The sequence below is a fragment of the Nocardia asteroides genome, assembly GCF_900637185.1.
In the GTDB taxonomy this organism is placed as follows: domain Bacteria; phylum Actinomycetota; class Actinomycetes; order Mycobacteriales; family Mycobacteriaceae; genus Nocardia; species Nocardia asteroides.
Genome location: NZ_LR134352.1, coordinates 4,423,226 through 4,448,373, shown reverse-complemented (window position 1 = coordinate 4,448,373; position 25,148 = coordinate 4,423,226). Strand labels below are relative to the sequence as shown.

The 25,148-nt window shown below is 70.8% G+C and carries 17 protein-coding genes; 14 read left to right on the top strand and 3 right to left on the bottom strand.

Features of this window, described 5'->3' with window-relative positions; translation table 11 throughout:
• Positions 1-106 precede the first annotated feature (106 nt).
• Positions 107-445 (top strand): hypothetical protein, encoded by a 339-nt coding sequence (locus tag EL493_RS33225; RefSeq protein WP_019047259.1) that lies wholly within the window; start codon positions 107-109, stop codon positions 443-445.
• Between the two features lie 59 nt (positions 446-504).
• Here EL493_RS33225 and EL493_RS20810 read toward each other — a convergent pair whose 3' ends face one another.
• Both EL493_RS20810 and EL493_RS20805 read right to left on the bottom strand, forming a co-directional pair.
• On the bottom strand, positions 505-6,357 hold the full coding sequence (locus EL493_RS20810) for a non-ribosomal peptide synthetase (RefSeq protein ID WP_019047258.1): 5,853 nt from the start codon (positions 6,355-6,357) through the stop codon (positions 505-507).
• Positions 6,358-6,487: 130 nt separating this feature from the next.
• Positions 6,488-7,429 (bottom strand): methionyl-tRNA formyltransferase, encoded by a 942-nt coding sequence (locus tag EL493_RS20805; RefSeq protein WP_019047257.1) that lies wholly within the window; start codon positions 7,427-7,429, stop codon positions 6,488-6,490.
• 150 nt (positions 7,430-7,579) lie between these two features.
• Here EL493_RS20805 and EL493_RS20800 point away from each other — a divergent pair, with 150 nt between their 5' ends.
• From EL493_RS20800 to EL493_RS20790, 3 genes are all read left to right on the top strand, one after another.
• Entirely contained in the window at positions 7,580-8,401 is an 822-nt protein-coding gene (locus tag EL493_RS20800) for a class II glutamine amidotransferase (protein ID WP_019047256.1), read from the top strand.
• A 215-nt stretch (positions 8,402-8,616) separates the two neighbouring features.
• On the top strand, positions 8,617-9,840 hold the full coding sequence (locus EL493_RS20795; protein WP_051719500.1) for a cytochrome P450: 1,224 nt from the start codon (positions 8,617-8,619) through the stop codon (positions 9,838-9,840).
• Between the two features lie 10 nt (positions 9,841-9,850).
• The gene (locus tag EL493_RS20790; RefSeq protein WP_022566845.1) at positions 9,851-11,071 is read left to right on the top strand and encodes a cytochrome P450 family protein; all 1,221 of its coding nucleotides are present in this window, start codon (positions 9,851-9,853) and stop codon (positions 11,069-11,071) included.
• 7 nt (positions 11,072-11,078) lie between these two features.
• On the opposite strand, the gene EL493_RS20785 is transcribed toward EL493_RS20790, so the two are convergent.
• On the bottom strand, positions 11,079-12,335 hold the full coding sequence (locus EL493_RS20785; protein ID WP_019047253.1) for a PucR family transcriptional regulator: 1,257 nt from the start codon (positions 12,333-12,335) through the stop codon (positions 11,079-11,081).
• Positions 12,336-12,496: 161 nt separating this feature from the next.
• On the opposite strand from EL493_RS20785, the gene EL493_RS20780 reads away from it, so the two are divergent.
• From EL493_RS20780 to EL493_RS20735, 10 genes are all read left to right on the top strand, one after another.
• On the top strand, positions 12,497-13,942 hold the full coding sequence (locus EL493_RS20780) for a class I adenylate-forming enzyme family protein (protein WP_019047252.1): 1,446 nt from the start codon (positions 12,497-12,499) through the stop codon (positions 13,940-13,942).
• 91 nt (positions 13,943-14,033) lie between these two features.
• Entirely contained in the window at positions 14,034-15,845 is a 1,812-nt protein-coding gene (locus EL493_RS20775) for a DUF3556 domain-containing protein (RefSeq protein WP_019047251.1), read from the top strand.
• A gap of 27 nt (positions 15,846-15,872) precedes the next feature.
• A complete protein-coding gene (locus EL493_RS20770; protein ID WP_022566846.1) occupies positions 15,873-17,285 on the top strand; it encodes a phytoene desaturase family protein in 1,413 nt (470 codons plus the stop codon).
• Positions 17,286-17,735: 450 nt separating this feature from the next.
• On the top strand, positions 17,736-18,239 hold the full coding sequence (locus EL493_RS20765; protein WP_019047249.1) for a 2Fe-2S iron-sulfur cluster-binding protein: 504 nt from the start codon (positions 17,736-17,738) through the stop codon (positions 18,237-18,239).
• Positions 18,236-19,219 carry an FAD binding domain-containing protein gene (locus tag EL493_RS20760; protein ID WP_019047248.1) on the top strand — a complete coding sequence of 328 codons (984 nt, stop codon included), beginning with the start codon at positions 18,236-18,238 and terminating at the stop codon, positions 19,217-19,219. Before EL493_RS20765 ends, EL493_RS20760 begins: the two co-directional genes overlap by 4 nt.
• Positions 19,219-21,306 (top strand): xanthine dehydrogenase family protein molybdopterin-binding subunit, encoded by a 2,088-nt coding sequence (locus EL493_RS20755; RefSeq protein WP_019047247.1) that lies wholly within the window; start codon positions 19,219-19,221, stop codon positions 21,304-21,306. The genes EL493_RS20760 and EL493_RS20755 overlap by 1 nt, the downstream gene beginning before the upstream one ends.
• A gap of 198 nt (positions 21,307-21,504) precedes the next feature.
• A complete protein-coding gene (locus EL493_RS20750) occupies positions 21,505-21,822 on the top strand; it encodes a GYD domain-containing protein (RefSeq protein ID WP_030202263.1) in 318 nt (105 codons plus the stop codon).
• Positions 21,823-21,871: 49 nt separating this feature from the next.
• Positions 21,872-23,125 (top strand): PucR family transcriptional regulator, encoded by a 1,254-nt coding sequence (locus EL493_RS20745; RefSeq protein ID WP_019047245.1) that lies wholly within the window; start codon positions 21,872-21,874, stop codon positions 23,123-23,125.
• A 207-nt stretch (positions 23,126-23,332) separates the two neighbouring features.
• The gene (locus EL493_RS20740) at positions 23,333-24,112 is read left to right on the top strand and encodes an SDR family oxidoreductase (protein ID WP_019047244.1); all 780 of its coding nucleotides are present in this window, start codon (positions 23,333-23,335) and stop codon (positions 24,110-24,112) included.
• Positions 24,105-25,136, top strand: a complete 1,032-nt coding sequence (locus EL493_RS20735; RefSeq protein ID WP_022566848.1) for a phosphotransferase family protein — start codon at positions 24,105-24,107, stop codon at positions 25,134-25,136. The genes EL493_RS20740 and EL493_RS20735 overlap by 8 nt, the downstream gene beginning before the upstream one ends.
• The last annotated feature ends 12 nt before the right edge of the window (positions 25,137-25,148 follow it).

Below are 25,148 nucleotides of genomic sequence, written 5' to 3'. Positions count from 1 at the left end.
AGGCCGGTTCGGCGCGGACGGTGGCGTCGAGGTCGCTGCCCGTCGGGCAGGCCGACGGTGAAGCCGGAGCTGGCGGACGCAGGACCGAGCCGAGAGGGTGCGCGTCATGTCCGATACCACGGAGAGTGCGCGACCCGCCTGGGTCGACGACCGCCTGTTTCCCTTCGACAGCCGGTTCATCGAAATCGACGGGAACACGGTGCATTACCTCGACGAGGGGCACGGCCCCACGCTGCTGTTCCTGCACGGCAATCCGACCTGGTCGTTCCTGTGGCGCGAGGTGGTCACGGCGTTCGTCGACGCGCTGGACCTCGAACGGACCACCCTGGTCGGGCAGGACTGGGGTGGCCTGATCCTGGGCGGACCCGCGGCGCGCTTTCTCGTGCGGCGGCTCAATCTGCTGGTCACCGCGTTCATCCCGACCGGTCGAGTCCGACGCACCTGAGGAATTCGTCGCGGCGCTGCGCGGCTGGTGGGCGAAGCGCGGCGACTAGGCCCCGCCGGTCAGCTCACCGGAGCGGGAAGCAGCCCCGCGGCGATGAATCCGTCCACATAGCGGGTGAGGACGGTGTCGTCGATGCGCGGGCACTGCACGCCGATGTCGGCGAGGACGGCGCGGGTGCCGGTGTCGTCGACCAGCAGGGCGTCGCCGCCGCCGGTGAGGTAGTTCTCGGCGATCAGGGCAGCGCGCATCAGGTCGGCGTGCTGGGCCAGGCGGCCGGTCAAACGTTCGGCGGCGACCTCGACCGGGACGATCTCGATCGGGAAACCACTGCGGCGCAGGGTGTTCAGGATGTCGCCGACGCCGGTCGGCGCGCTGTTGACGAGGTGGTAGACCTCCCCGCGCGGCTGCCGGTGGGTGGCCAGGGCGACCAGGGCGCGGGCCACGTAGTCCACCGGCGCCAGGGTGACATCGGCACCCTCGATGTCGGGCGCGACACCCAGGTGCGCGGCCGACCGGATGAGGGTCCAGAACGCGTCGTCGGTGCTGTTCGCGCCGCTGCCGGTGGCGCCGGCGACCAGGCCGGGCCGGTGCACGGCGACCGGAAGGCCGCGTTCGGCCGCGGCCACGACGAGCTGTTCGGCCACCCACTTGGTGGCCAGGTATCCGTTGCGTGGCACCTCGTCCACGGTGATCGCGGTGTCTTCGGTGACCACGCCGGTGTGTCCGGCGGCAACCGCGGCCGACACCGTGGACACGTAGTGCAGGGTCTTGACCCGGGTGTCCACCGCCAGCCGCAGAATGTCCACGGTCCCGGCGATATTCGCCGCGCGCAGGGTCGCGTAGGACTCGAGATGGTTGACGCGGGCACCGTTGTGGTAGATCACCTCGATGTGCTCGGCCAGCTCGGTCCACGCCTCGTCGGTGAGGCCGAACCGGGGCGCGGCCAGGTCACCGGGGACGGCGACGACCCGGTCGAGCCCGTCGCGGTCGAGTCCGTAGCGTTCCAGTGTCGCGCCGAGCCTGCGGTAGACGCCCTCGGCGCCGTCGGCGCGCACCAGGCACCAGATGTGCGCGGAGGTGCGGTCGAGCAGTTCGCGCAGCAGGTGGATGCCGACGAAACCGGTGGCGCCGGTGAGCAGGATCGCGCCCGGGTCGGTCGGGGCTGGGGTGAACCCGGCGGGCACGGTGATGGCCGGATCCAGTGCCGCGTCGGCGGTGAGCGTCGCGATCCACTGCGCCTCGTCGGCGGCCAGCGACTCCACCGAGACCGCCGCGGTCACCGCGCGCGGTGTCGGGGCCTCGAACAGGGTGCGCGGGTCGGCGTCGATGCCGAGCTGGTCGCGCAGTTCGGCGCGCAGGGTGAACACCAGCAGCGAGGTGCCGCCGAGGGTGAAGAAGTTCTCGTCGACCCCGACCGAGTCGCGGTCGAGCACTTCGGCGAACACGCGGGCAACGGCGAGTTCGCGCACAGTGGCGGGTTCGGTGGATTCGGCCGTCGGGGCCACGGTCTGAGTGGTGTGGTCGATGGCCCGTTCCGGTGCGTCGAAGCCGGCGCACAGTTGTTCGAGTGTGGCCTCCGGACGCGTGACGATCGCGGCGAGGATGTCGTGGAACCGGGTCGCGAAGCCCTGCACCGTGGCCGGGTCGTAGAGGTCGGTGGCGTACTGGAAGCTCGCTGCCAGACCACCCGTCTCCGGCTGTTCACGCAAGGTGAGCGTGAGGTCGAAATGGGTTGTCTGCCAAGGGATGTCGAGGGTGCTCACGTCGAGCTCGCCCAGGCGCAGCGAGGGCACGGCGGGCAGGTTCTCGTAGGAGAACACGGCCTCGAACAGTGGGTGCGCGGTGTCGTCGCGCGGCGGGTTGACCGCCTCCACGATGTGGTCGAACGGCACGTCGGCATTGCCGAGGGCGGCGAGGGTGACCTCCCGCGCGCGTGCCAGGACGGCGGTGAAGCTCTCCCGCGCGTCGACGCTCAGCCGCAGCGGCAGCGTGTTGACGAACATGCCGACCAGGCGGTCCAGCGCGGGATGACCGCGACCGGCCACCGGCGTGCCGATCGTGACGTCGGCGGACCCGGCGAGGTGACCGAGGAGCACGGTGAAGGCGGCGTAACCGGCCATGAACGGTGTCGCGTCGTGCTGCCGGGCCAGCCCGGCGAGTGCGGCGGCGGTTTCGGCGCCGATCGCGAAATCCACCCGCCCGCCTTCGCCGCCGCCGGGTCGTCCGGCACCGCGAGCACGGGTCCGGTCGGTCGGCAGGGGGACCCGGGCGGGTGCGTCCCCGAGGGCCCGCACCCAGTGCGCGAGCTGGCGCGCGGCCGGTGACCGCGGGTCGCGCCGGTCACCGAGGCGGGTGTGCTGCCACACGGTGTAGTCGGCGTATTGCAGCGGCAGCGCGTCCCACTGCGGCGCCCGGCCCGCGGCCCGCGCGGTGTAGGCGGCGGACAGGTCGGCGACGAGCGGGCCGTGCGAGAGGCCGTCGGCGGCGATGTGATGGGCCACCAGCGCCAGCACATGCTCGTCGTCGCCGAGCCGCCACAGCGCGAGCCGGATGGGCGCGTCGGTGGTGACGTCGAAGGGCGCGCCGATGGCTACCGCGAGTTCGGCGTCGAGTTCGGCCTGCGTGAGGGGGATCGCGACGAGCGGGGTGTCCGCCAGGGCGTCGTCGGCCGGGAGGATGCGCAGCTGAGGTCCGCTTCCACTGTCGGGATAGACCGTGCGCAGGACTTCGTGGCGCTCCAGCACATCCCGGGCCGCGGCGGCCAGCGCCGCCTCGTCGAGCGGGCCCGACAGGCGCAGCGCGATCGGCAGGTGATAGGCCGAGGAGTCCCGGTACAGCTGATTCAGCAGCCACATCCGCAGCTGGGCGGGCGCGGGCGCCAGCTGGTCGGGCCGCGGTCCCGCCACCGGGTCGGCGATGCCGGCACGGTCGGGATCGCCCAGTCGTCCGGCCAGCGCCGCGATCGTCGGCGCGTCGAAAACCGTGCGGACATCGACGCCGAGGCGAGCCGCCAGCGCGGTGGCGGTGAGCGAGGTGCCGCCCAGATCGAAGAAGTCGTCGTCGGCGCAGGGCGCGTCGATCGCGAGCACCTCGGCCACGGCCGCCGCGACGGTCAGCTCCGCCGGTGTGGTGGCGGCGCGGGCACCGTTGTTGCCGAACACCGGCGCGGGCAGCCGACGGCTATCGAGCTTGCCGTTCGGCGTCAACGGCAGCGTGTCCAGGACGAGATAGGCGGCCGGGCGCAGATACGGCGGCAGGGTGTCGGCGATCTGGGCGCGCACCGATGCCACATCCAGGGGCCCGTCCGGGACCAGATAGGCCACCAGGTGGGTGCCGCGCGCGTCCTCGTGCGCGGTGACGGCGGCACGGTCGACGCCGGGCAGCCCGGTGAGCGCGGTCTCGATCTCGCCCGGCTCGATGCGATGCCCACGCACCTTGATCTGGAAGTCGCTGCGGCCGTGGTAGATCAGTTCGGGCTGGGGGCCCGCGGTGATGGTGACCAGGTCACCGGTGCGGTACACCCGGCCGTTGGGCGGACCGAACGGGTCGGCGACGAACCGGGCCGCGGTGAGCGCGCGCTTGCCGTGATAGCCGCGAGCCAGCGCGGGTCCACCGATGTAGAGCTCGCCGATCACCCCGGGCGGCACCGGCCGCAACCGGGCGTCCAGGACCAGCGCGTGGAACCCGCGCAGGGGCGCGCCGATCGTGACGGCACGGTCCGGCTCGAGCTCGGCGATGGTCGCGATGTCGGTGGCCTCGGTGGGGCCGTATCCGTTGCGCATCAACCGGGTTCGCGACCACGCGGAGACCAGGTCGGGACGGATCGCCTCCCCGCCGACGCCGAGGACCTTCAGGTCCGGCAGTGTCTCGGGATCCAGGGTCGCGAGCACCGCCGGGGTGATGATGGCGTTGGTGAGCCGTTCGCGCCGGATCAGCTGGGCCAGATCGGGTCCGGCCATCACATACCGCGGCGCCACGACCAGCGTCGCCGCCCCGGCCAGGCCGCACAGGATCTCGCCGACCGCCATGTCGAAGCCGGGGGAGGCGTGGTGCAGGGTGCGTGCGCCCGGACGCAGCGCGTAGCGGTCACGGCGTTCGGCAGCCAGGTTCGCCAGGCCGCCGTGGGTCACCAGCACGCCCTTGGGCACACCGGTCGAGCCGGAGGTGTAGATGAGGTAGGCCGGGTTTTCGGGGCGGATAGCGGCCCGGGGCAACGGGGCACGCGGCGCGGTGGCCTCGGCGGCGGGCCCGGCGACGTCGACGAACGTCCAGTCCACCGAGTCCGGCAGATCCGAGCGCTGCGCGAGCGTGGTGACACCCACCGTGGCGCCGCAGTCGCCCAGGATGTGGGCGATGCGCTCGGCCGGGTAGGCGGCGTCGATCGGCACGAACCCGGCGCCGGTCTTGGCGATGGCCCAGACGGCGCCCACCGACGCGGCCGAGCGTTCCATGACCATCGCGACCAGCGTCTCCGGGCCGGCGCCCGCCGCCTGCAACGTGTCGGCGAGGTGGTCGGTCCACGCGTCGAATTCGCGGTAGGTCCAGCGCTTGTCGTCGTAGACGACGGCCGTGCCGTCGGGATTCTCGGCGACCGCGGCCGCGATCAGCTCGCTCAGCGTCGCCGCGGTCCGCGCCTGCGGGCCGCGCCACGGCACCAGCAGTTCCCGTTCGGCGGGGGTGAGCACCGGCAGGTCGGCGATCGGGACCTCGTCGGCCGCCGCGGCGAAGGCGGTGAGGAAGCCGACGAACCGGTCCAGATGCCCGGTGACCTCCGCCTCGGTGTAGCGATGGCGATTGGCCTCGAACTCGACGCGCAGCCGGGAATCGTCGACCGGGTACACATTGAGCGCGAGATCCTCGACCGGTCCGGTCGAGAGCAGGTGGATGCGGCCGCGCGCCGGACCCAGCACCTGCTCGGCGTGGAAGTTCATGATGTTGACCGCGGGACCGAAGCTCAGCGACCGTGCCTGCCGCCCGCTGTCGCGGACCATGTCGGCGCCGCGATAGCGCTGATGACGCAGCGCGCCGCTCATCCCGGCGCGGGCGCTGGCGACGATGCCGCCGACGGTGTCGCCCGCGCAGGTCAACGGCACGATATTGGAGGTCATGCCGCCGCAGGCGCGCAGCGCGGCCACGGTGCGCCCGGTGACCGGCAAGCTCAGCGTCACCGGATCGGCGTCGGTGAGCCTGCCGAGGAACGCCGCGAACGCAGCGACGAGCACGACGGTGTTGCCCGGAAAGTCGCCGCGCTCGCGCAGCCGGGCGACCAGCGCGTCGGGGAGTTCGGCACGGGCGTGGATCGGCAGCGGGTCCGGATCGCCGGCGCGTGTCGCCAGGCTCACCGGTGCGGCGAGGTCGGCGAGCTGCCCGCGCCAGTACTCCTGATCGGTCGCGTAGCGCCGCGACGCCCGATACGTCTGCTCCGCCTCGGCCAGGACGGCCGTGGAATCCACCGCCGTCGAGGACAGTTCGGTCCCGGCCAGCGCGGCCTCGTAGTGCTGAGCCAGCAGCTGCTGCAACCGGATCGCGCCGTAGCCGTCGAGCGCCAGGTGATGGGCGCGCGTGTACACCAGATGCCGCTGGTCGCTCAGCCGCAGCACGGTGGTCACGATGGGTGAATCGACGGCCAGGTCGAACGGCGTGCACTGATCGGCGCGCATCCATGCCAGCGCCGCGGCCGCCGGATCGGGTTCGCCCGAGCAGTCCCGGACCGCGATCCGGTCGTCGAGGCCGGGATCGGCGATCTGCCCCGGCTCGCCGTCGACGGTGGTGAACCGCAGGTAGGCGCCGAGATCGTGGGCGGCGGCGCGGGCCGCGCGCTGGTAGATCTCCAGGTCGAGGGGCCCGCGCAGGTCCACGTACTGGGCCACGGTCAGCGGCACCGGTCCGAGCAGCTGCTGCGCGAACCACACCTCACGTTGGGCTGCGGTGAGCGGTCGGAGAGCAGGGGCCGGATCAGGGTGCGTCATGGTGCCTCGGGAACTCGGGGTAGGACGAACTGGTGGCCACCGCTGCGGGTGGCCACCTGCGGGTGTTGCGGACTCAGGCCGGGTCGACGGTCAGATAGCCACCGCGGCCGAAGAACTCCGCGCCCTCGTGCTCGGTGCCGTCGGCGGTCCGGACCCGGGTGACGACCAGCGCGTAGTTGCCACCGCGGTGCGGCTGCGGGCCGCAGACCACGGCGCCGCCGCCCTCCTGAACGATGACCCGCCCGGCGGTGCCGCCGTAGCGCGCTTCGGAGATCCGCGCCTCGAGCACCTCGACGCGCTGCCCGCGGTAGTGCGAGTAGGCGCGCGGGTACGGCGCCGACAGCGCCCGCACGAAGCGTTCCAGGTCGACCGCGTCCCAGGACCAGTCGATGCTGCTGTCGCGGTCGGAGCGCTTGTGGAAGTAGGTGCGCTCGGCCTTGTCCTGCGGCGTCCACACGGCGGTGCCGTCGGTCAGCGCGGCGAGGGCCTCGTGCACCGCGCCCGGGATCAGCTCCATGCCGGCCAGGACGAGTTCGGTGCCGGTGGCGCCGGCGGGGATGGGCAGGCGCTTCTGCACCAGGATGTCGCCGGTGTCGAGCTGCTCGTCCATGCGGTGCACGGTCAGGCCGAACTCCTCGGCGCCGCTGATCAGTGCCCACAGCACCGGGGAGAAACCGGTGAACTTGGGCAGCAGCGAATCGTGCAGGTTCAAGGTGCCGTGCGGCGGCAGGTCGTACAGCTCGGCGGGCATCCAGGTGTACCAGCTGTTCACCACGATCACGTCGGGTTCGGCGCGCTTGACCAGCTCGATCGTCTCGGCGTCGGCGCGCTCGGTCAGATGGACCGGGATGCCGTGCTCGCGGGCCAGCTCCTCGACCGAATCGTTCCAGATCGCCTTGTAGGACGATTCCGCGGCCGGATGGGTGACCGACAGAACCACCTCATGCTCGGAGTCGATGAGTGCCTGCAGGGTCTTGCGGCCCCAGGTCTGAAAGCCGAACGAGACGATGCGCATGGACTAGCCCTCTCAGATTTGCGTAGGCTTACCTTACATTGCGGTGCGTGGGTCAGAACCGGGTGGGTGATCCCGGCTGCCCGCCCGCTCGTGCGATCAGCGCTTAACATCGGCAATCCGGTCTGTTTCAATAGATATATGTGCAGGTGGATGGCCTATTCGGGGGAGCCGATTCTTGCCGGGGAATTACTGTTCACCCCGCGGCACTCCTTGATCGACCAGAGTCTGCATTCCCGCCTCGGCGCCACCACCACCAATGGGGACGGTTTCGGGATCGGCTGGTACGGGGAGGGCGACGAGCCCGCGGTGTTCAAGAGTATCGAGCCGGCGTGGAACGACCGGAATCTGCGTGAGGTCGCCGGTCAGATTCGCACCCCGCTGTTCTTCGCGCATATTCGCGCCTCCACCGGAACGCCCGTGCAACGCAGCAATTGCCATCCGTTCCGGCACGGACACTGGCTGTGGATGCACAATGGCGCGCTGCGCGGATTCCACGACGTCCGCCGCGATCTCGTGACCGCCATCGATCCGGCCCTGTTTCCCGATCTCGAAGGGTCGACGGATTCGGAAACTCTGTTCTATCTGGCACTGACATTCGGGCTCGTCGACGATCCGCTCGGCGCCGTCGCCCGCGCGGTCGGATTCGTCGAGGATGTCGGCCGCGCGCATGACGTGGAATATCCGGTCCAGATGACGGTGGCGACCACCGACGGGAAATCCCTGTACGTCTTCCGGTATTCGAGTGAGCGACAGTCGCGTTCGCTGTTCTTCTCGACGAAGATCGCCGCCCTGCGCGCCCTGCATCCCGAGGTGGAGGTATTGCACCGCCTCGGCGACGAAACCCGTTTCGTCGTCTCGGAACCGCTGGGTGATCTGCCCGGCGCGTGGAACGAAGTGCCGGAGTCCTGTGCCGGTGTGGTTCGCGCGGGCGACGACGCGGTCGTGGAGTTCCGTCCCGTCGCGCCGGTCTGAGTGCGTTGTGGCCGAACCGAACTGAACGCCGGTGACACGGCGCCGGTGCGGGCATCGCGATGCCTCGCTGTGCTTGCCCGCAGACCGTGGCCACGACGGCTCGTCGTAGCCTGACAGACACGTGGGCGTTTCGCTACCCGCGATCGTTCGTGTTCCACCTCGCGTCAGGAGTCACACCTTTGGCCAGCTCGCGCCTGTCCGAACCATCGGCCGCCATGCCCTGGACGATCGGTCCGACCGACACCTTCGAGGGACCCCGGTTCCCGATGTACACCGACGAATTCGCCGCCGATCCACACCGCAGCTACCGCGAATTACGCCGCCGCTACGGCGCGTTCGCGCCGGTGGAACTGGCGCCCGGGGTGCCGGCGACCTTGGTGATCGGCTATCGCGAGGCAGTGCGGATCCTGAACGACCCGGACAACTTCCCGGCCGACCCGCGCGCGTGGGAGGTCACGGTGCCCGACGACTGCCCGGTGAAGCCGATGATGATGTGGTACCCGAACGTGTTGCGCAACACCGGTGTCGCGCACGCGCGCTATCGGCAGGCCAATGTCGGCGCCATCGACGGTGTCGACCTGCACGGTCTGCACGCCATCGTGGAACGCGAAGCCATTCCGCTGATCAACACCTTCTGCGAGAGCGGCGCGGCGGATCTGGTCTCGCAGTACGCCTTTCCGCTGGTCTTCGCCGGGCTCAACCACATGCTGGGCTGCCCGGGCGAGATCGGCCAGCGCGTGACCACCGGCATGGCCATGCTGTTCGACTCGGTCGACGACGGCGCCGTGCAGGGCATGACCATGCTCAGCGCGGCCCTGATGGACCTGATCGAACTGAAGCGGCGCGAACCCGGCGACGACATGGTGACCCGCCTGCTGCAGCACCACGCCGGACTCGACGACACCGAGATGCTCTACAACATCATCAGCATCTACGGCGCCGGTCTCGAACCGCAGCAGAATCTCATCGTCAACACCCTGCGGCTGATCCTGACCGACGAACGTTTCGCCGGCAGCGTCATCGGTGGCAGCCTCTCGGCCCGCGACGCGTTGGACGAGGTGCTGTTCGACGATCCGCCGATGGCGAACTTCGCCATCTCCTACCCGCGTCATCCCACGCCCGTCGGCGATCTGTGGCTGCCCGCGAATCAGCCGGTGATGATCAGTTTCGCGGCGTGCAACAACGATCCCGCGATCGGCGGCGAGCGCACCGGCAACCGCTCGCATCTGGCGTGGAGCAGCGGCCCGCACGCCTGCCCCGCCAAATCGGTGGCGTCGCTGGTGGCGCAGGAAGCCGTGGATCAGCTCCTGGACGCGCTGCCGGAGTTGCGCTTGGCGGTGCGAGAGGATGAACTGTCTTGGCGCCCTGGGCCTTTCCATCGGGCGTTGGCGGCCCTGCCGGTGGTCTTCCCGGCCAGTCCGCCATTGAATGTGATGTAGGAGAACACCTGTGAGTAATCAACCACTGGCGCTTGATCTGACCGGTATCGATATTCAGGGCGAGAACGAGCGAATTCGCGCGCGTGGGCCGGTGGCGCCGGTCGAATTGATGGGTGTGCCCGCGTGGTCGGTGACCGACGCCGAGCTGCTGAAACAACTCCTCGCCGACCCACGGGTATCCAAAGACGCCGCCCAGCACTGGGGGTCGTTCATCAACGGTGAGGTCAGCGCCGAATGGCCGCTGTTTCCCTGGGTCGCGGTCGACAACATGTTCACGGCCTACGGCGCCGATCACCGGCGGCTGCGCAAGCTGGTCTCGCCCGCCTTCACCCACCGCCGGACCGCCGCGTTGCGGCCGCGCGTCGAAGAGCTGGTGACCACGCTGCTCGACGACATCGCGCAGACCCCGGCGGGCGAGAGCGTCGATCTGCGCGAGACCTTCGCCTACCCGGTGCCGATCCAGGTGATCTGCGAGCTGATGGGTGTGCCCGACGAGATGGAGCCGGCGCTGCGCACCTGCGTCGCCCGCTTCTTCGACACCGAGATCTCCCCGGAAGCCGCGCAGGCCAACTACGTCGAGATGTTCGGCCTGATCGGTGACCTGGTCGCGTTGCGCCGTGACCATCCCGGCGACGACATGACCAGCGTCCTGATCTCCACGCGCGACGAGGACGGGGAGCGACTGACCGAGAAGGAGATGGTCGACACCCTGATGCTGGTCATCAACGCCGGCCACGAGACCACCGTCAACCTGCTCGATCAGGCCATCTTCAACCTGCTCACCCATCCCGAGCAGCTCGCCGCCGTCCGCGAGGGCCGCGCCACCTGGGACGATGTCATCGAGGAGACGCTGCGTTACGAATCGCCCGTCGCGCACCTGCCGCTGCGCTACGCGGTCGACGACATCGAGATCGGCGACATCCGTATCGCCAAGGGCGAAGCCATCCTCGCCTCCTACGCCGCGGCGGGCCGTGACCCCCGGGTGCACGGCGCGAGCGCGGCCACCTTCGACGTCACCCGGATCAAGAAGGACCACGTGGCCTTCGGTCACGGCGCCCACCACTGCATCGGCGCCCCGCTGGCCCGCCTCGAGGCCGCGATCGCCCTGCCCGCCCTGTTCGACCGCTTCCCGGCCCTGCGCTTCGCGGTCGATCCGGCGGCGGTGCCACCGGTCATCGGGTTCATCTCCAACGGACACCGCGAACTCCCGGTGTTCGTCGGCGCGTCGTAACGTCGCGTCAGCTGTCGCCGGTCGCGTTCGGCGGTGCGCCCGGACGCGACCGCGGCAGGCCCAGCTGAGCGCAGACGCGCAGGGCCACTTCGAGATCGAGCCTGCGGTCGGTGAGCGGATGGCCGAGCAGTTCCTCGGCCTTGCGCACGCGGTAGTGCACGGTGTTCTTGTGGACGTGCAGGCGGGCGGCGGCGTCGGTGTAGCTGCCGCGGGCGTCGAGGAAGGCGCGGACCGTCTCGCGCAGGCGGGCCGCGGTCTCGTCCGCCCCCATCAGCCCGCCGAGGATCCGGCTCGCCCACGCCTGGACGTCGGGGACACGGTCGGTGAACAGGGCCGACAGCGCCACCTCGGCATAGTCGGTGAGGCCGCGGGCGCGTGTCGCCAGGGCGATAGCGCGGGCCCGCTGCGCGTCGCGGAAGGTCTGGCGGAAACCCTCCAGGCCGGTGGCCGGATCGCCCAGGGCCACCGAGAGATTCGGGTGGGCGCGCAGAGCGTGGGCGAGCCGTCCGGTGTCGGGAGCGGCGCGCCCCGCCGAGGCGATCCACACCCAGCGGCTGTGGTCGTCCACTTCGATGGTCATCGGGGTCCGGCCGGTCGCGTCGGCGAGCAGCCCGGTTCCGGCGCGCAGCTCGGCGCCGGGGTCGGGGGTGCCCGGCAGTGTCCACAGCACCGCCATCTGGTGCCAGCCGCGCAGTGACACCGACAGCATCTGCTCGGCCGAGGCGAGGTCGAGATCGTCGGCGTCGAGCACCGCGCGCACCTGGGCCGCGCGCGCCGCGTCGGTGCGCGCGTCCCAGCGGCGTCGCTCGTCCTCGTAGATGTCGATCAGGCCCTCGATCACCCGGTCGATGTAGCCGTTGACCACGTCGGCGATGCGGGCCGCGGTGGCCAGCGCGACCTCGGTGGGCGGGTTCAGCTCGGCCAGCAGCGCCATCGTCCATTGCACGAACATGTTCTCGCCGAGCCGGTAGGCGCGCAGCAGTCCCTCGAGCGACAGGTCGTGCTGGGCGAAACGGCGCGCGTACTCGGCGGCGGCGGGCGGCACGGTGATGTCGTCCACCCCGATCGCCAGGGTGAGCATGTCCAGAATCGCGACCAGGTTGGATTCGGTGCTGGCCACCATCAGCCGCAGCACCTCGTCGTCGTGCCGGAACTCAGGGATGATGTCGACGAACATGGCGGTCATCGTCGTCGTGCGCCGGTCCAGGTCGGCCTTGATCCGGCTCGCCACCGCGCGCACCAGCGGCTCGTTGTCCAGGGGCATGGCCGCAGACAGTACCCGCGCCGCGGGCGGGGACGGCGCCGTTTGTGCCCGTGGCACAAGACGAGCGCGCAACGCTGGGCTGCGGGCCCGTAGTCGGCGGAGAAGCCGCGCCCTACCTTGAGGTATGTAACCCAGATCACAGACGAACCCGGTGAGGAATCATGCGACACATCGCCGAATTGCCCCAGGTCAGAGCCGCCGCCGACCCCGCGGGGCCCAGCGTGGGCGATGACGCGGGCACGCTGTCGAACGCGGAGTTCGACGCCAGGGTCGGCGCCGCCGCGTCGGTGCTGCACCGGGCCGGAGTCCGCGCCGGCGACGTCGTCGCGGTGGTGCTGCCCAACCGGGTGGAGCTGGTGGTCGCCCTGTTCGCCGCGTGGCGGCTCGGCGCCGCGGTCACCCCGGTCAACCCGGGACTCACCGACGACGACATCCGCTACCAGATCGAGGATTCCGCGGCCCGGGTCGTGATCGGTGATCCCGGGCGCGCGGCGGTGACCCTCGACGTCGCCGCCCTGGCGACACCCGCCGGCCCGGTGGCCGTCGCGCCGCCGGAGCCCGACGGTCTGGCGTTGATCATCTACACCAGCGGGACCACCGGCAGGCCCAAAGGCGTGCTCCTCGGTCACGACAACCTCGCCGCCATGTGCGCGATGGTCATCAGCGCGCTCGGCCTGAACCGGACCGATCACAGCCTGCTGATCCTGCCGCTGTTCCACGTCAACGGGATCGTGGTGAGCGTGCTGTCGCCCCTGCTGGCCGGCGGCCGCACCACCATCGCGGGCCGGTTCTCCGCGTCCGGATTCTTCGACACCGTCGCCCGGGTCCGGCCGACGTACTTCTCGGCGGTACCCGCCATCTACGCCATGCTGGTCGCCCGCCCGCAGGATCAGCCGGCCGACACCTCCTCGCTGCGCGTGGCGATCTGCGGCGCCGCCCCGATGGCGGCCGAACTCATCGGCCGGTTCGAACGCCGCTACGGCGTCCCGATCGTCGAGGGCTACGGCCTGTCGGAGGGCACCTGCGCCTCCACCCTCAATCCGATTGCGGGACCACGCAAACCGGGCACAGTCGGCCTGCCGCTGCCCGGTCAGACGGTGACGATCTCCGCACCCGACGGCACCGCGTGCGAGCCGGGCGAACCCGGCGAGGTCGTGATCAGCGGACCCACCGTCATGCGCGGCTACCTCGGCAGACCCGAGGAAACCGCGAGCACGGTGGTCGAGGGCCGCCTGCGTACCGGCGACGTCGGCTATCTCGACCACGACGGCTACCTGGTCCTGGTCGACCGGATCAAGGACATGATCATCCGGGGCGGGGAGAACCTCTACCCCAAGGAGATCGAGAACGCGCTCTACCGGCACCCCGCGGTCCACGAAGCCGCCGTCGTCGGCGTGCCGGACGCGGTGCTCGGCGAGGTCCCGGTCGCCCACGTGGTGGCCGCGCCCGACACCACGGTCACCGTCGCGGAACTGGCCGAGCACTGCCGGGCCGAACTCGCCGCGTTCAAGGTGCCCGCGGCGATCGTGCTCACCGCGGAGATGCCGCGCAACCCCGTCGGCAAGATCGACAAGAAGCAGCTGCGCCTGCTCGCCGCGCGGGCCTGAGCGACCGCACATCACACCACATTCCGAACGAAAGACATCCTTTCGGTCGCGGTCGCGCGCGCCCGGAGGCAGGAGAGAAAGGGATCGGGTCATGGGATTCAAGACGGGAGACTTCCCGCCGGTGGACACCGGGACATTTCTGGATCTACCACTGCGCGAACGGGTCCGGACGCTGGCACTGCACTGGGCGGAATACGGATTCGGCTCGCCGAAGATGATCCACACCGTCTACATCGCCAAACTGCTCGTCGTCTACATCCTCGGCGGCGTCCTGGTGGCGACCGCCACCTCCGGCACCGGGCCGTTCTGGGACATCGGGCAATGGTGGAACGAGCCGATCGTCTACCAGAAGCTGGTGCTGTGGACGGTGCTGCTCGAGGCGATCGGTGTTGCCGGCTCGTGGGGACCGCTGGCGGGCAAGTTCAAGCCGATGACCGGCGGCGCGCTGTACTTCGCTCGGCGCGGCAGCATCCGGCTGCGGCCCTGGCGGCGGGTGCCGTTCACCGCCGGTGACTCGCGCACCACGCTCGACGTGGCGCTCTACCTGGGTTTCCTGGCCTCGCTCGCGGTCGCGTTGCTCGCACCAGGCCGGACCACCGCGTCGCTGCTGGAAGCCTTGCCGGACAACACGTCCGGGCTGGTGCGGCCCGCCCTGCTGGTGGCCCCGATCGTGCTCTATGTGCTGTGCGGCCTGCGTGACAAGACGATCTTCCTCGCCGCTCGCGGCGAGCAGTACCTGCCCGCGCTGTTGTTCTTCGCGGTCCTGCCCTTCACCGACATGATCATCGCGGCGAAGCTGCTGATCGTGATCGTGTGGGTCGGTGCCGGGGTGTCCAAGTTCGGCAAGCACTTCACCAATGTGGTGCCGCCGATGGTGTCCAACAGCCCGTCCCTGCCGTTCCGGTCGGTCAAGCGCGCCCACTATCGGGACTTCCCACACGACATCCGCCCGTCCGGCGTCGCGTCGTTCATGGCCCATGTCGGCGGTACCACCGTCGAGGTGATCACCCCGATCGTCCTGCTGTTCTCCACGAATTACTGGCTGACGCTGGCCGGCGTGGTGATGATGGTGGTGTTCCACCTGTTCATCACCTCGACCTTCCCGCTGGCGGTACCGCTGGAATGGAACATCCTGTTCGCCTACCTGACCGTGTTCCTGTTCCTCGGCTTCCCCAACACCGACGGCTACGGCGTCTTCGACATGTCTTCGCCGTGGCTCACGATCGCGATCGTCGCCGGGCTGGCCTTCTTCCCGGTGCTGGGCAATCTGCGCCCGGACCTGGTGTCGTTCCTGCCGTCCATGCGGCAGTACGCGGGCAACTGGGCCTCGGCGCTGTGGGCGTTCGCGCCCGGTGCCGAAGCCAAGCTGAACACCATCGCGCACCGGCCCGCCGACAACCAGATCGACCAGCTGCTGGCCATGGGGTACGAGCCCGCGGTCGCCGAGATCACCATGCAGCAGACCATCGCCTGGCGCTCGATGCACAGTCAGGGCCGCGGCCTGTTCTCGCTGCTGTACAAGCACATCCCCGAGCTGGACCGCTGGACCGTGCGCGAGGCCGAGTTCGCCTGCAACTCGCTGATCGGCTTCAACTTCGGCGACGGTCACCTGCACAACCGTGATCTGATCGACGCGGTGCAGGCCAGGGTCGGCTTCGAGCCGGGAGAATGGATCGTGGTGTGGGTGGAGTCGCAGCCGATCCACAAGACGACCCAGGAGTACATGGTGATCGATGCCGCGCTCGGTGTCGTCGAACGCGGCACCTGGGAGGTCGGCGACGCGGTCGCCGCGCTGCCCTGGCTACCGGACGGACCCATCCCGCACCGGGTGACCTGGCGGCGTCCCGATGTCGTCGGCACCGTGGCACTGCACCCGGACACCGTGGTCCAGCCCGCCGAGTAGGCGGAACCCGAGGAGAGGACGAGTGCGATGACAACGGCGACAGTGGTCGGCAGCGGCCCGAACGGACTGGCCGCGGCCGTCACCCTGGCCGGGGCGGGCGTCGAGGTGACGGTGCTCGAGGCCGCCGACACGATCGGCGGCGGCACCCGCTCGAGCGAGGCGATCGTGCCCGGGCTGCTGCACGACCACTGTTCGGCCATCCATCCGATGGCCGTCGGATCGCCGTTCCTGCGGCGGGTCGACCTGGAACGGTACGGATTGCGCTGGGCCTGGGCCGAACTCGACTGCGTGCATCCGCTCGACGACGGCACCGCCGGGGTGCTGCACCGCTCGGTCGCCGACACCGCGGCGGGGCTGGGCGCGGACGAGCGGCTGTGGCGTGCCTTGTTCGACGGCCCGGTCGCCGGCTACGAGGAGACCGGCGCCGACATCATGCGGCCCCTGCTGCGGGTGCCCCGGCATCCGATCCGGTTGGCGCGCTTCGGCATTCCGGCCACCGCGCCCGCCACCTGGCTGGCGCGCGCCTTCCGGACCGAACCCGGCCGGGCGCTGTTCGGTGGTGTCGCCGCACACGCCTTCGTCCCGCTCGAGCGGCCGCTGAGTGCCAGTGTCGGGCTCGGCATCCTCACCGCGGGGCACCGGTACGGCTGGGCGGTGGCCGTCGGCGGGTCCCAGCGGATCGCCGACGCCATGGCGGCCGCACTGGGCGATCGCGGCGGCAAGATCGAGACCGGGGTGCGGGTGCGCTCGCGCGCCGACCTGCCCCCGTCGGACATCACCGTCTGGGATGTCGCCCCGACCGCGGTCGCCGAGATCCTCGGCGACCGGCTCCCGGCCCGGATCGCCCGCGCCTACCGGCGATTCCGGTACGGACCCGGCGCGTTCAAGGTCGATTTCGCCGTCGAGGGCGGTGTCCCGTGGACCGCGGAGGCGGCCCGCCGGGCGGGAACGGTCCACCTCGGCGGCTCCTTCGCCGAGGTCGCGGCGGGGGAGCGTGACATCGCCGCCGGCCGGATGCCGCAGCGCCCGTTCGTTCTGGTGGGCCAGCAGTACCTCGCCGACCCTCAGCGCTCGGCGGGTTCGGTCCACCCGCTGTGGACCTACGCCCACGTGCCCCACGGCTACACCGGCGACGCGACCGCCGCGATCATCGACCGCATCGAACAGTTCGCACCCGGTTTCCGCGACCGCGTCGTCGGCCTGAACACCCGCACCACCACCGACTTCGCCGACTACAACCCCAACTACGTCGGCGGCAACATCATGACCGGCGCCAAGGACACCCCCCAGCTGGTCTTCGGCCCACGAAAGACCTTGCAGCCGTACGACATCGGCATCCCCGGCCACTACCTCTGCTCGGCAGCGACCCCGCCGGGCCCCGGAGCCCACGGAATGTGCGGAGTCAACGCGGCGGAGCGCGCGCTACGCCGGGCGCGATAGCCCGCACTCCACTCGTTGGAAGGTCAAGCGAGGTCTGTCGTCGAACCGCGAACCGACGGTCGCCGTGTTCGGCCGACCCAACGATTTGTCGGTCCACCAGCATGAACGAATCGGGGCGGGCATCGTCTGCGATCGCAGCACAGGTGATGTGGCTGGGTCTGGTTTCAGGGTGCGGCACGGAGCAGTCCGCCGCGGTCGTCGACAGGCCGGCCCTCTCGCGTTGTTTGGCGAACGTCAGGCCGGGCACCCCGGCCTTGCGAGCGGTGCGGTGAAATCGGTCGGGCGGAGAGCTCGCCCGCCGGGTTCGATGTTCGTGGCGTGGATGCGGTGGGTTGGTAGCGTGGCAGGTGCGTGATCGCACAGCAGAGGCGTGGAGGACGGTGGTGGGCCCGGTGGGGTCGGCCGCGTGGGGTCGGTGGAGTCGGTGTTCCGCAGACGAGAGGTCGTTCTATGCGTGCCCGGATCAGTGTGACCGTCGACGGGGAGCGGCGGGAGGTCGACGTCGATACCCGCGCCACCCTGCTGGATGTGCTGCGGGAGCAGCTCGAGGTGACCGCTCCCAAGAAGGGGTGTGACCACGGGCAGTGCGGGTCGTGCACCGTCCTGCTCGACGGGCGCAGGGCGACCGTCTGTCTCGCGCTCGCGGTGGCGCACGACGGCGCGACCGTCGTCACCGCCGACGGGCTCGCCGACGGCGAAGTCCTGCACCCGATCCAGCAGGCCTTTCTCGCCCACGATGCCTTCCAATGCGGATACTGCACGCCGGGCCAGGTCTGCTCGGCGATCGGCATGGTCGCCGAAGCCGAGGCGGGCGCACCCAGTCACGTGAGCGCCGATCTCACCGGCGAGATCGATCTGGACGCCGCGGAGATCCGGGAACGGATGAGCGGCAACCTGTGCCGGTGCGGCGCCTATCCCGCGATCGTCGCCGCGATCCAGGACACCCTGCGATGAGGGAATTCGACTACGAACGCGCTACCGACGCCGCACGCGCGGTGGCCGCGGTCCGCGCTGATCCGGACGCCGCGTTCCTGGGCGCAGGTACCAATCTGGTCGATCATTTGAAGCTCGGCATCACCGCACCGAGCCGGCTGGTCGATGTGAGCCGGTTGCCCTTCGACGAGGTGACGGAACTGGCCGACGGCGGCGTGCGTGTCGGGTCGGCGGTGCGCAATGCCGACCTGGCCGCGCACCCGCTCATCCGCAGGCGGTACCGGATGCTGTCGGCGGCCCTGCTGGCCGGCGCGTCACCGCAGCTGCGCAACCTGGCCACCACCGCGGGCAACCTTCTGCAACGCACCCGCTGCCCGTACTTCCAGGACCCCACCACCCCGTGCAACAAGCGCGCCCCGGGCAGCGGCTGTTCGGCGATCGGCGGCTTCGACCGCGACCACGCGATCCTCGGCGCCTCGGACCAGTGCGTCGCCACCCACCCCTCGGACATGGCGGTCGCGCTGACCGCCCTGGACGCGGTGGTGCGGATACTCGGAGCCGAGGGCGAGCGCACCATCCCGGTGGTCGATTTGCACCGGCTCCCGGGCGAGGATCCCGACCGCGACACGGTTCTCGACCACGGCGACCTGATCACCGCGGTCGACATCCCCGCCCTCGGCTGGGCGGCCGGTTCCACCTACCGCAAAGTGCGCGACCGGGCGTCGTTCGCCTTCGCACTGGTGTCGGTGGCGGCCGCGGTCGACCTGGCCGACGGCGTCGTGCGCGACGCCCGCGTCGCCTTCGGCGGAGTCGCGCACAAACCGTGGCGCGCCTACGCCGCCGAGGACGCGCTGCGGGGACAACCGGCCACCGAGTCGGCCTTCGCCGACGCCGCGGACGCCGAACTCGCCGCCGCGCGGCCCCTGCGCGAGAACGGCTTCAAGATCCCCCTGGCCCGCCGGGTGCTCGTGTCGACCCTGCGCGAACTGACGGGAGCGTGATGGCCACCCCGCTGCGCATTCAGGCGATCGGCAGCTCACCCACCCGCGTCGACGGCCCGGCCAAACTGCGTGGCCGCGCTCCCTACGCGATGGAGCACCCGCAGCACGAGCCGCTGCACGCGTTCGCGGTGCAGGCGACGATCGCCCGCGGCCGCATCCGCGCGATCGACACGACCACCGCCGAGCGGATGGACGGTGTCGTCGCGGTCCTCACCCATCACAACGCGCCGCGATTGTCGGCCGACGACGACGCCGAGCTCTTCATCCTGCAGCACGACCGGATCGCCTTCCGCGGACAGCTGATCGGCGCCGTCGTCGCGACCAGCCCCGAGATCGCGCGCGAGGCGGCGGCCCGCATCGAGGTCGTCTACGACGAGCTCCCCGCCGACGTCACCTTGCGTGTGGACCACGAGGGCCTGTACACCCCGGACGGCCTCGACGGCGGCTTCGACTCCGACACCTCCGTCGGCGACGTGGACGCGGCGCTGGACATCGCGCCGGTCTCGATCGACCACACCTACACCACACCGATGCAGCACAACAACCCGATGGAACCGCACGCCACCGTGGCGCACTGGACCGGCGACACGCTGGTGCTGTTCGACTCCACCCAGGGCCCGCACGTGGTGCGCGCGACGATCGGTCCCCTGTTCGGCCTCGACCCGGAACAGGTGCGGGTGATCGCGCCCTATGTCGGCGGCGGATTCGGCTCCAAGGGCGAACCGCACGCCCACATCGTGCTGGCCGTGATGGCCGCGAAAATGGTCGGCGACCGGCCCGTGAAACTGCCACTGACCCGGCAGCAGCTGTTCTCGCTGGCCGGCTACCGCACCCCGACCATCCAGCGGATCCGGCTCGGCGCCCACCGCGACGGCACCCTGACCGCCATCGCCCACGAGGTGGTGGAGCAGGTGTCGACCGTCAAGGAATACGCCGAACAGACCGCGGTGTCCTCGCGGGTGATGTACGCGGCGGCCAACCGGTCCACCTCGCATCGGCTGGCGGCGCTGGACGTACCGGTCTCGTCGTGGATGCGCGCGCCCGGCCACTGCCCGGGCATGTACGCGGGGGAGACGGCGCTCGACGAACTCGCCGTCGCCCTCGGGATGGACCCGATCGCCCTGCGCGTCCACAACGAACCCGAGGTCGACCCGGAAACGGGTCGGCCCTTCTCCAGCCGCGGGCTGCTCGAGTGTCTGCGCGCCGGCGCCGAACGCTTCGGCTGGGACGACCGGGATCCGACGCCGCGGGCACGGCGCGACGGCCGGTGGCTGCGCGGTTCCGGCGTTGCGGCGGCCACCTACCCCGCGCAGGTCTCGCCGGGCAACAGCGCCCGCGTGCGGTACCGCGGCGGCCGCTACGAGGTGGCCATCGACGCCATGGACATCGGCACCGGCACCTGGACGACGCTCGGCCAGATCGCCGCCGACGCCCTCGCCGTCGACCCCGCCCGCATCGATCTGCGCATCGGTGACTCGACGCTGCCCACGGGCACGGTGGCCGGCGGGTCCAGCGGCATGTCGTCCTGGGGCTCGGCCGTCGTGACCGCCGGGCAGGCCTTCCGCGACCGGTTCGGCACCGAACCCGCCGACGGAGCGGAGATCACCGTGGACGCGGCGCAAGACCCGGAGCGCGAGAACTATTCGACCCACGCCTTCGGCGCGCACTTCGCCGAGGTGGCGGTGGACGCCGACACGGGCGAGATCAGGGTGCCGCGCATGGTGAGCGTCTTCGCCGCGGGCCGCATCGTCAATCCGCGCACCGCGCGTTCCCAATTCGTCGGCGGCATCACCATGGGCGTGTCGATGGCGCTGTTCGAGGAGAGCCGGTTCGATCCCCGCTTCGCCACCGTCGTCAACCACGACCTCGCCGGCTACCACATCCCGGCGAACGCCGACATCGGCGAGATCGACGTGAGCTGGATCGACGAAACCGATCCGCACGTGAACCCCTTGGGCACCAAGGGAATCGGCGAGATCGGCATCGTCGGATCCGCCGCCGCCGTGGGCAATGCCGTCTACCACGCGACCGGAATCCGGGTCCGCGATCTGCCGATCCACCTCGAGGACCTGCTCGACGAACTGTGACGCCCCTGGACACGGCGCGAACTCCCCGAAGGGGGAGCCACTGCCCGCGAGCGGTGAAACGTGGCGCGACACGCGACCTGCGCGGGTATCGCGGCCGTCGCGTTGGCGCATCATTGCTGCGACAGCTCATCGTGTGGGTGTGGCCTGGAACCCAGGCCCTGTCCCGACGATCGTGTCCGACCGAGGAGGATGGTGGATATGCCCAAGTACATGTGGCGGGTCAGCTATTTCCAGGAGGGGGCGCAGGGTCTGCTCGCGCAGGGCGGGAGTGCGCGACAGGCGGCGATCACGGAGATGGTCGAGAGCGTCGGCGGATCGGTGGAGACGTGCTACTTCGCCTTCGGCGAGGACGACCTGTTCGTCATCGGTGACGTCCCCGACGACGTCGCCGCCGCGGCGCTCGCCATCCGCACCGCGGCCGTCGGCGCGGCCGTCTCGCACACGGTCCGCCTGCTGACACCGGCGCAGATCGACGAAGCCGTCGCCTTGGACGTCACCTACCGCCCACCGGCCTAGGCCGCAGCTGACCGCCGGTACCCGGCCGGGCGGTGGCAGACTGCTCGGCATGGTCGGCGGTGCGGAATCACCCGAGGTGGCGGAGCTGATGGGAGCCGTCGCCGAAGTGATGCTGGGCGAGGTCGACGAGCTCGTCGCCGAGATGGACGCCGCCGAGCTCGCCGCGAATCCGTCGATGAACGCCGATGCCGCGTTCATCGCCGACATGTCGGCGAGCAACCGGGCCAATACCGCGCGGGTGCTCACGGTGTTCGCGCGGCGGGAGACGCCGACCGTGTTCGACATCCCGCCGGAGGCCCTCGACGTCGCGCGCACGGTGGCCCGGCGCGGCTTCGAGCTGAACGCGATCTTCCAGTCCTATCGGCGCGGCCAGAACATCGTGTGGCGGCGGTACATGGCGCACGCCATCCGGCTGGCGCCGTCGGGGCCCGTGCTCGCGCAGGTGCTGGACCTGGCCTCGGAGAGCATGGGCGAGTTCATCGATCAGGTGATCGGTCAGGTCATCGCGGCGGCGCAGCGGGAGCGGGAGGAGCTGCTCGGCGGCGTTCTCGCCCGGCGCGGTGAGACCGTGCGGCTGATCCTCGACGGCGCGCCGATCGACAGCAGGCGTGCCGGTGAACGGCTGGGGTACGAGCTGTCGCGCAGGCACACCGCGCTGGTGGTGTGGTCCCAGGGGGCGGCCGGGCAGGGTGTCCTCGAATCGACCGCGCATCTGGTGGCCCGGTCCCTCGGGGCGCGGCAACCGCTGACCCTGGCCGTCGGCGCGTCGACGCTGTGGGCGTGGCTGGGTACCGACACCGATCCGGACACCACCGGATTGCCTGCCGTGCTGGACGCGGTGCCGCCGGAAGTCCGGGTGGCCGTCGGACCCACCGCGCCGGGTATCGCCGGGTTCCGGCGCACGCACGCCGCCGCGCTGGACGTGCACGGCCTGCTCGCCGGCCATCCCGGGGGAGCGCGGCTGGCGCTGCACCGGGATCTGGAAGTCACCGCGCTGGCCGCGCAGGACCACCGTCGCGCGGTCGAATTCGTCGCCGCGACCCTCGGCCCATTGGCGGAAGACACCGCGGCGGCGGCTCGCCTGCGCGATACCTTGCGGGTGTACCTCGACGAGGCCGAGAACGCGCCGCGCGCCGCGGCTCGGCTGCACACGCATCGGAACACGGTGCTGCAGCGCGTCACCCGGGCCACGGCGCTGCTGGGCCATCCGCCCGGTGAGCATCGGCTCGCGGTCGAACTCGCCCTCGAACTGGCGCATCAGCTGAGCCCCTGGGTGCTCACGCCGCAGGCTGGTCGAGACTGACCGGAGTTATGTGCCTGCGCACATCTGCCCTGTCACATCCTGTGCCGATGTCCATAGCCGAGTAGTCCATCGCGCCCTATCGTGAACGCGTCACCGACGTGGTGGCCGGTATGTCTTCCGAAAAGTGCTCCACGACAACGGATTACGGGCAGGAGCTGCCGCCGCCACCGACCACCGGCCGGCCTCCACCGGCAGAAAGCGACGGACATGTCCCGATCGGATCTCACCGGCCGCACCGCCATCGTCACCGGCGCCTCGCGCGGCATCGGACTCGCGACCGCACAGGCGATCGCCGCGGCGGGCGGCAATGTCGTCCTCACCTCGCGCAGTCAGGAATCCGCGGACGCGGCCGCCGCCGAGGTGGGCGGCACCGCCCTCGGCGTCGCGGCGCACGCCACCGACGAGGACGCTGCCCGGCGCTGCATCGACACCGCGCTCGAACGGTTCGGCAGCATCGACATCCTGGTCAACAACGCGGGCACCAACCCCGCCTACGGGCCGGTCGTCGACCAGGACTACAACCGGTTCACCAAGACCTTCGGCGTGAACCTGTGGGCCCCGATTCTGTGGACCTCGCTGGCCACGCGCGCCTGGATGGGCGAACACGGCGGCTCGGTGATCAATATCGCCTCCATCGGCGGCATGGGGTTCGAACCCGACCTCGGCCTCTACAACGCCTCGAAGGCGGCGCTGATCCACCTCACCAAGCAGCTGGCACTGGAACTCTCGCCGGCCGTGCGGGTCAACGCGGTGGCGCCGGGCGTGGTGCGCACGCGACTGGCCGAGGCGCTGTGGAAGGCCCACGAGACCGCCCTGAACTCCGCCACCGCGCTGGGGCGCATCGGCGAACCCGGCGATGTCGCCGACGCGGTCGCCTTCCTGGCCTCGGACGCGGCGAGCTGGGTGACCGGCGAGACCTTCGTCATCGACGGCGGGCAGCGCCTCGGCGACGCGAGCCTGTTCCGGAAAGGTGCCCCGCGTGCCTGAACAGACGATCGCGGTCGACGCCGGCGCGGTCCGGACCTGGCTGGCCGACCTCGGTATCCCGGCGGTGGCACCGCTGCGGTTCCAGCGGATCGGACTCGGCCAGTCCAACCTGACCTACCTGGTCACCGATGCCGCCGACGCGCGCTGGGTACTGCGCAGACCGCCGCTCGGGCACATTCTCGCCTCCGCCCACGACGTCGTCCGGGAGGCCCGCATCCTGTCGGCGCTGGCAGGCACCGGTGTTCCCGTGCCCCGCGTGCACGGCAGCACCACCGACGCCCGCTACGCCGAGGTGCCGCTGGTGCTGATGGACTACGTCGACGGCCGCACTGTCGACACCATGCAGGTCGCCGAAGCGCTCACTCCGTCGGAGCGCGGCGAGATCGCCGCGGCCATGCCCGACGCGCTCGCCGCCGTGCACGCCGTCGACCTGGAACGCCACGGCCTGCACGAGCTCGCGGGCCGGAAACCCTATGCGCCACGCCAGCTCACCCGATGGGCGCGGCAGCTCGAGCAATCCAAGACCCGGGAGCTGCCCCGCCTCGACGATCTCACCCGGCGGCTGTCCGCCGCGATCCCCGAGCAGCGCGAGGTGACGCTCGTGCACGGCGACTTCCACCTGCGCAACCTGATGTTCCACCGGGATCGGCCGGAGATCGTGGCGGTCCTGGACTGGGAGCTGTCCACCCTGGGCGACCCCCTCGCGGACATGGGCACCCTGCTCACCTACTGGCCCGAACCGGGGGAGACCTCCGGCGGTGACTTCGCCCCGTCGACCCTGCCCGGCTTCCCGAACCGCGCCGATATGGCGAAGCGCTACCTGGACGTGACGGGCCGTGACCCGGCCGCCCTCGCCTTCTGGCATGTTCTCGGCCTCTGGAAGCTCGCCATCATCGGCGAAGGCGTTCGCCGACGCGCGCTGGACCGCCCCGACAACGCCGGCGCCGCGGGCATTCCCACCGCGGCCCGTATCGACGCGGTGATCGAGCAGGCCGTCGACCTCGCCCACGTCGCCGGAATCTAGCTGAGCCCGCTC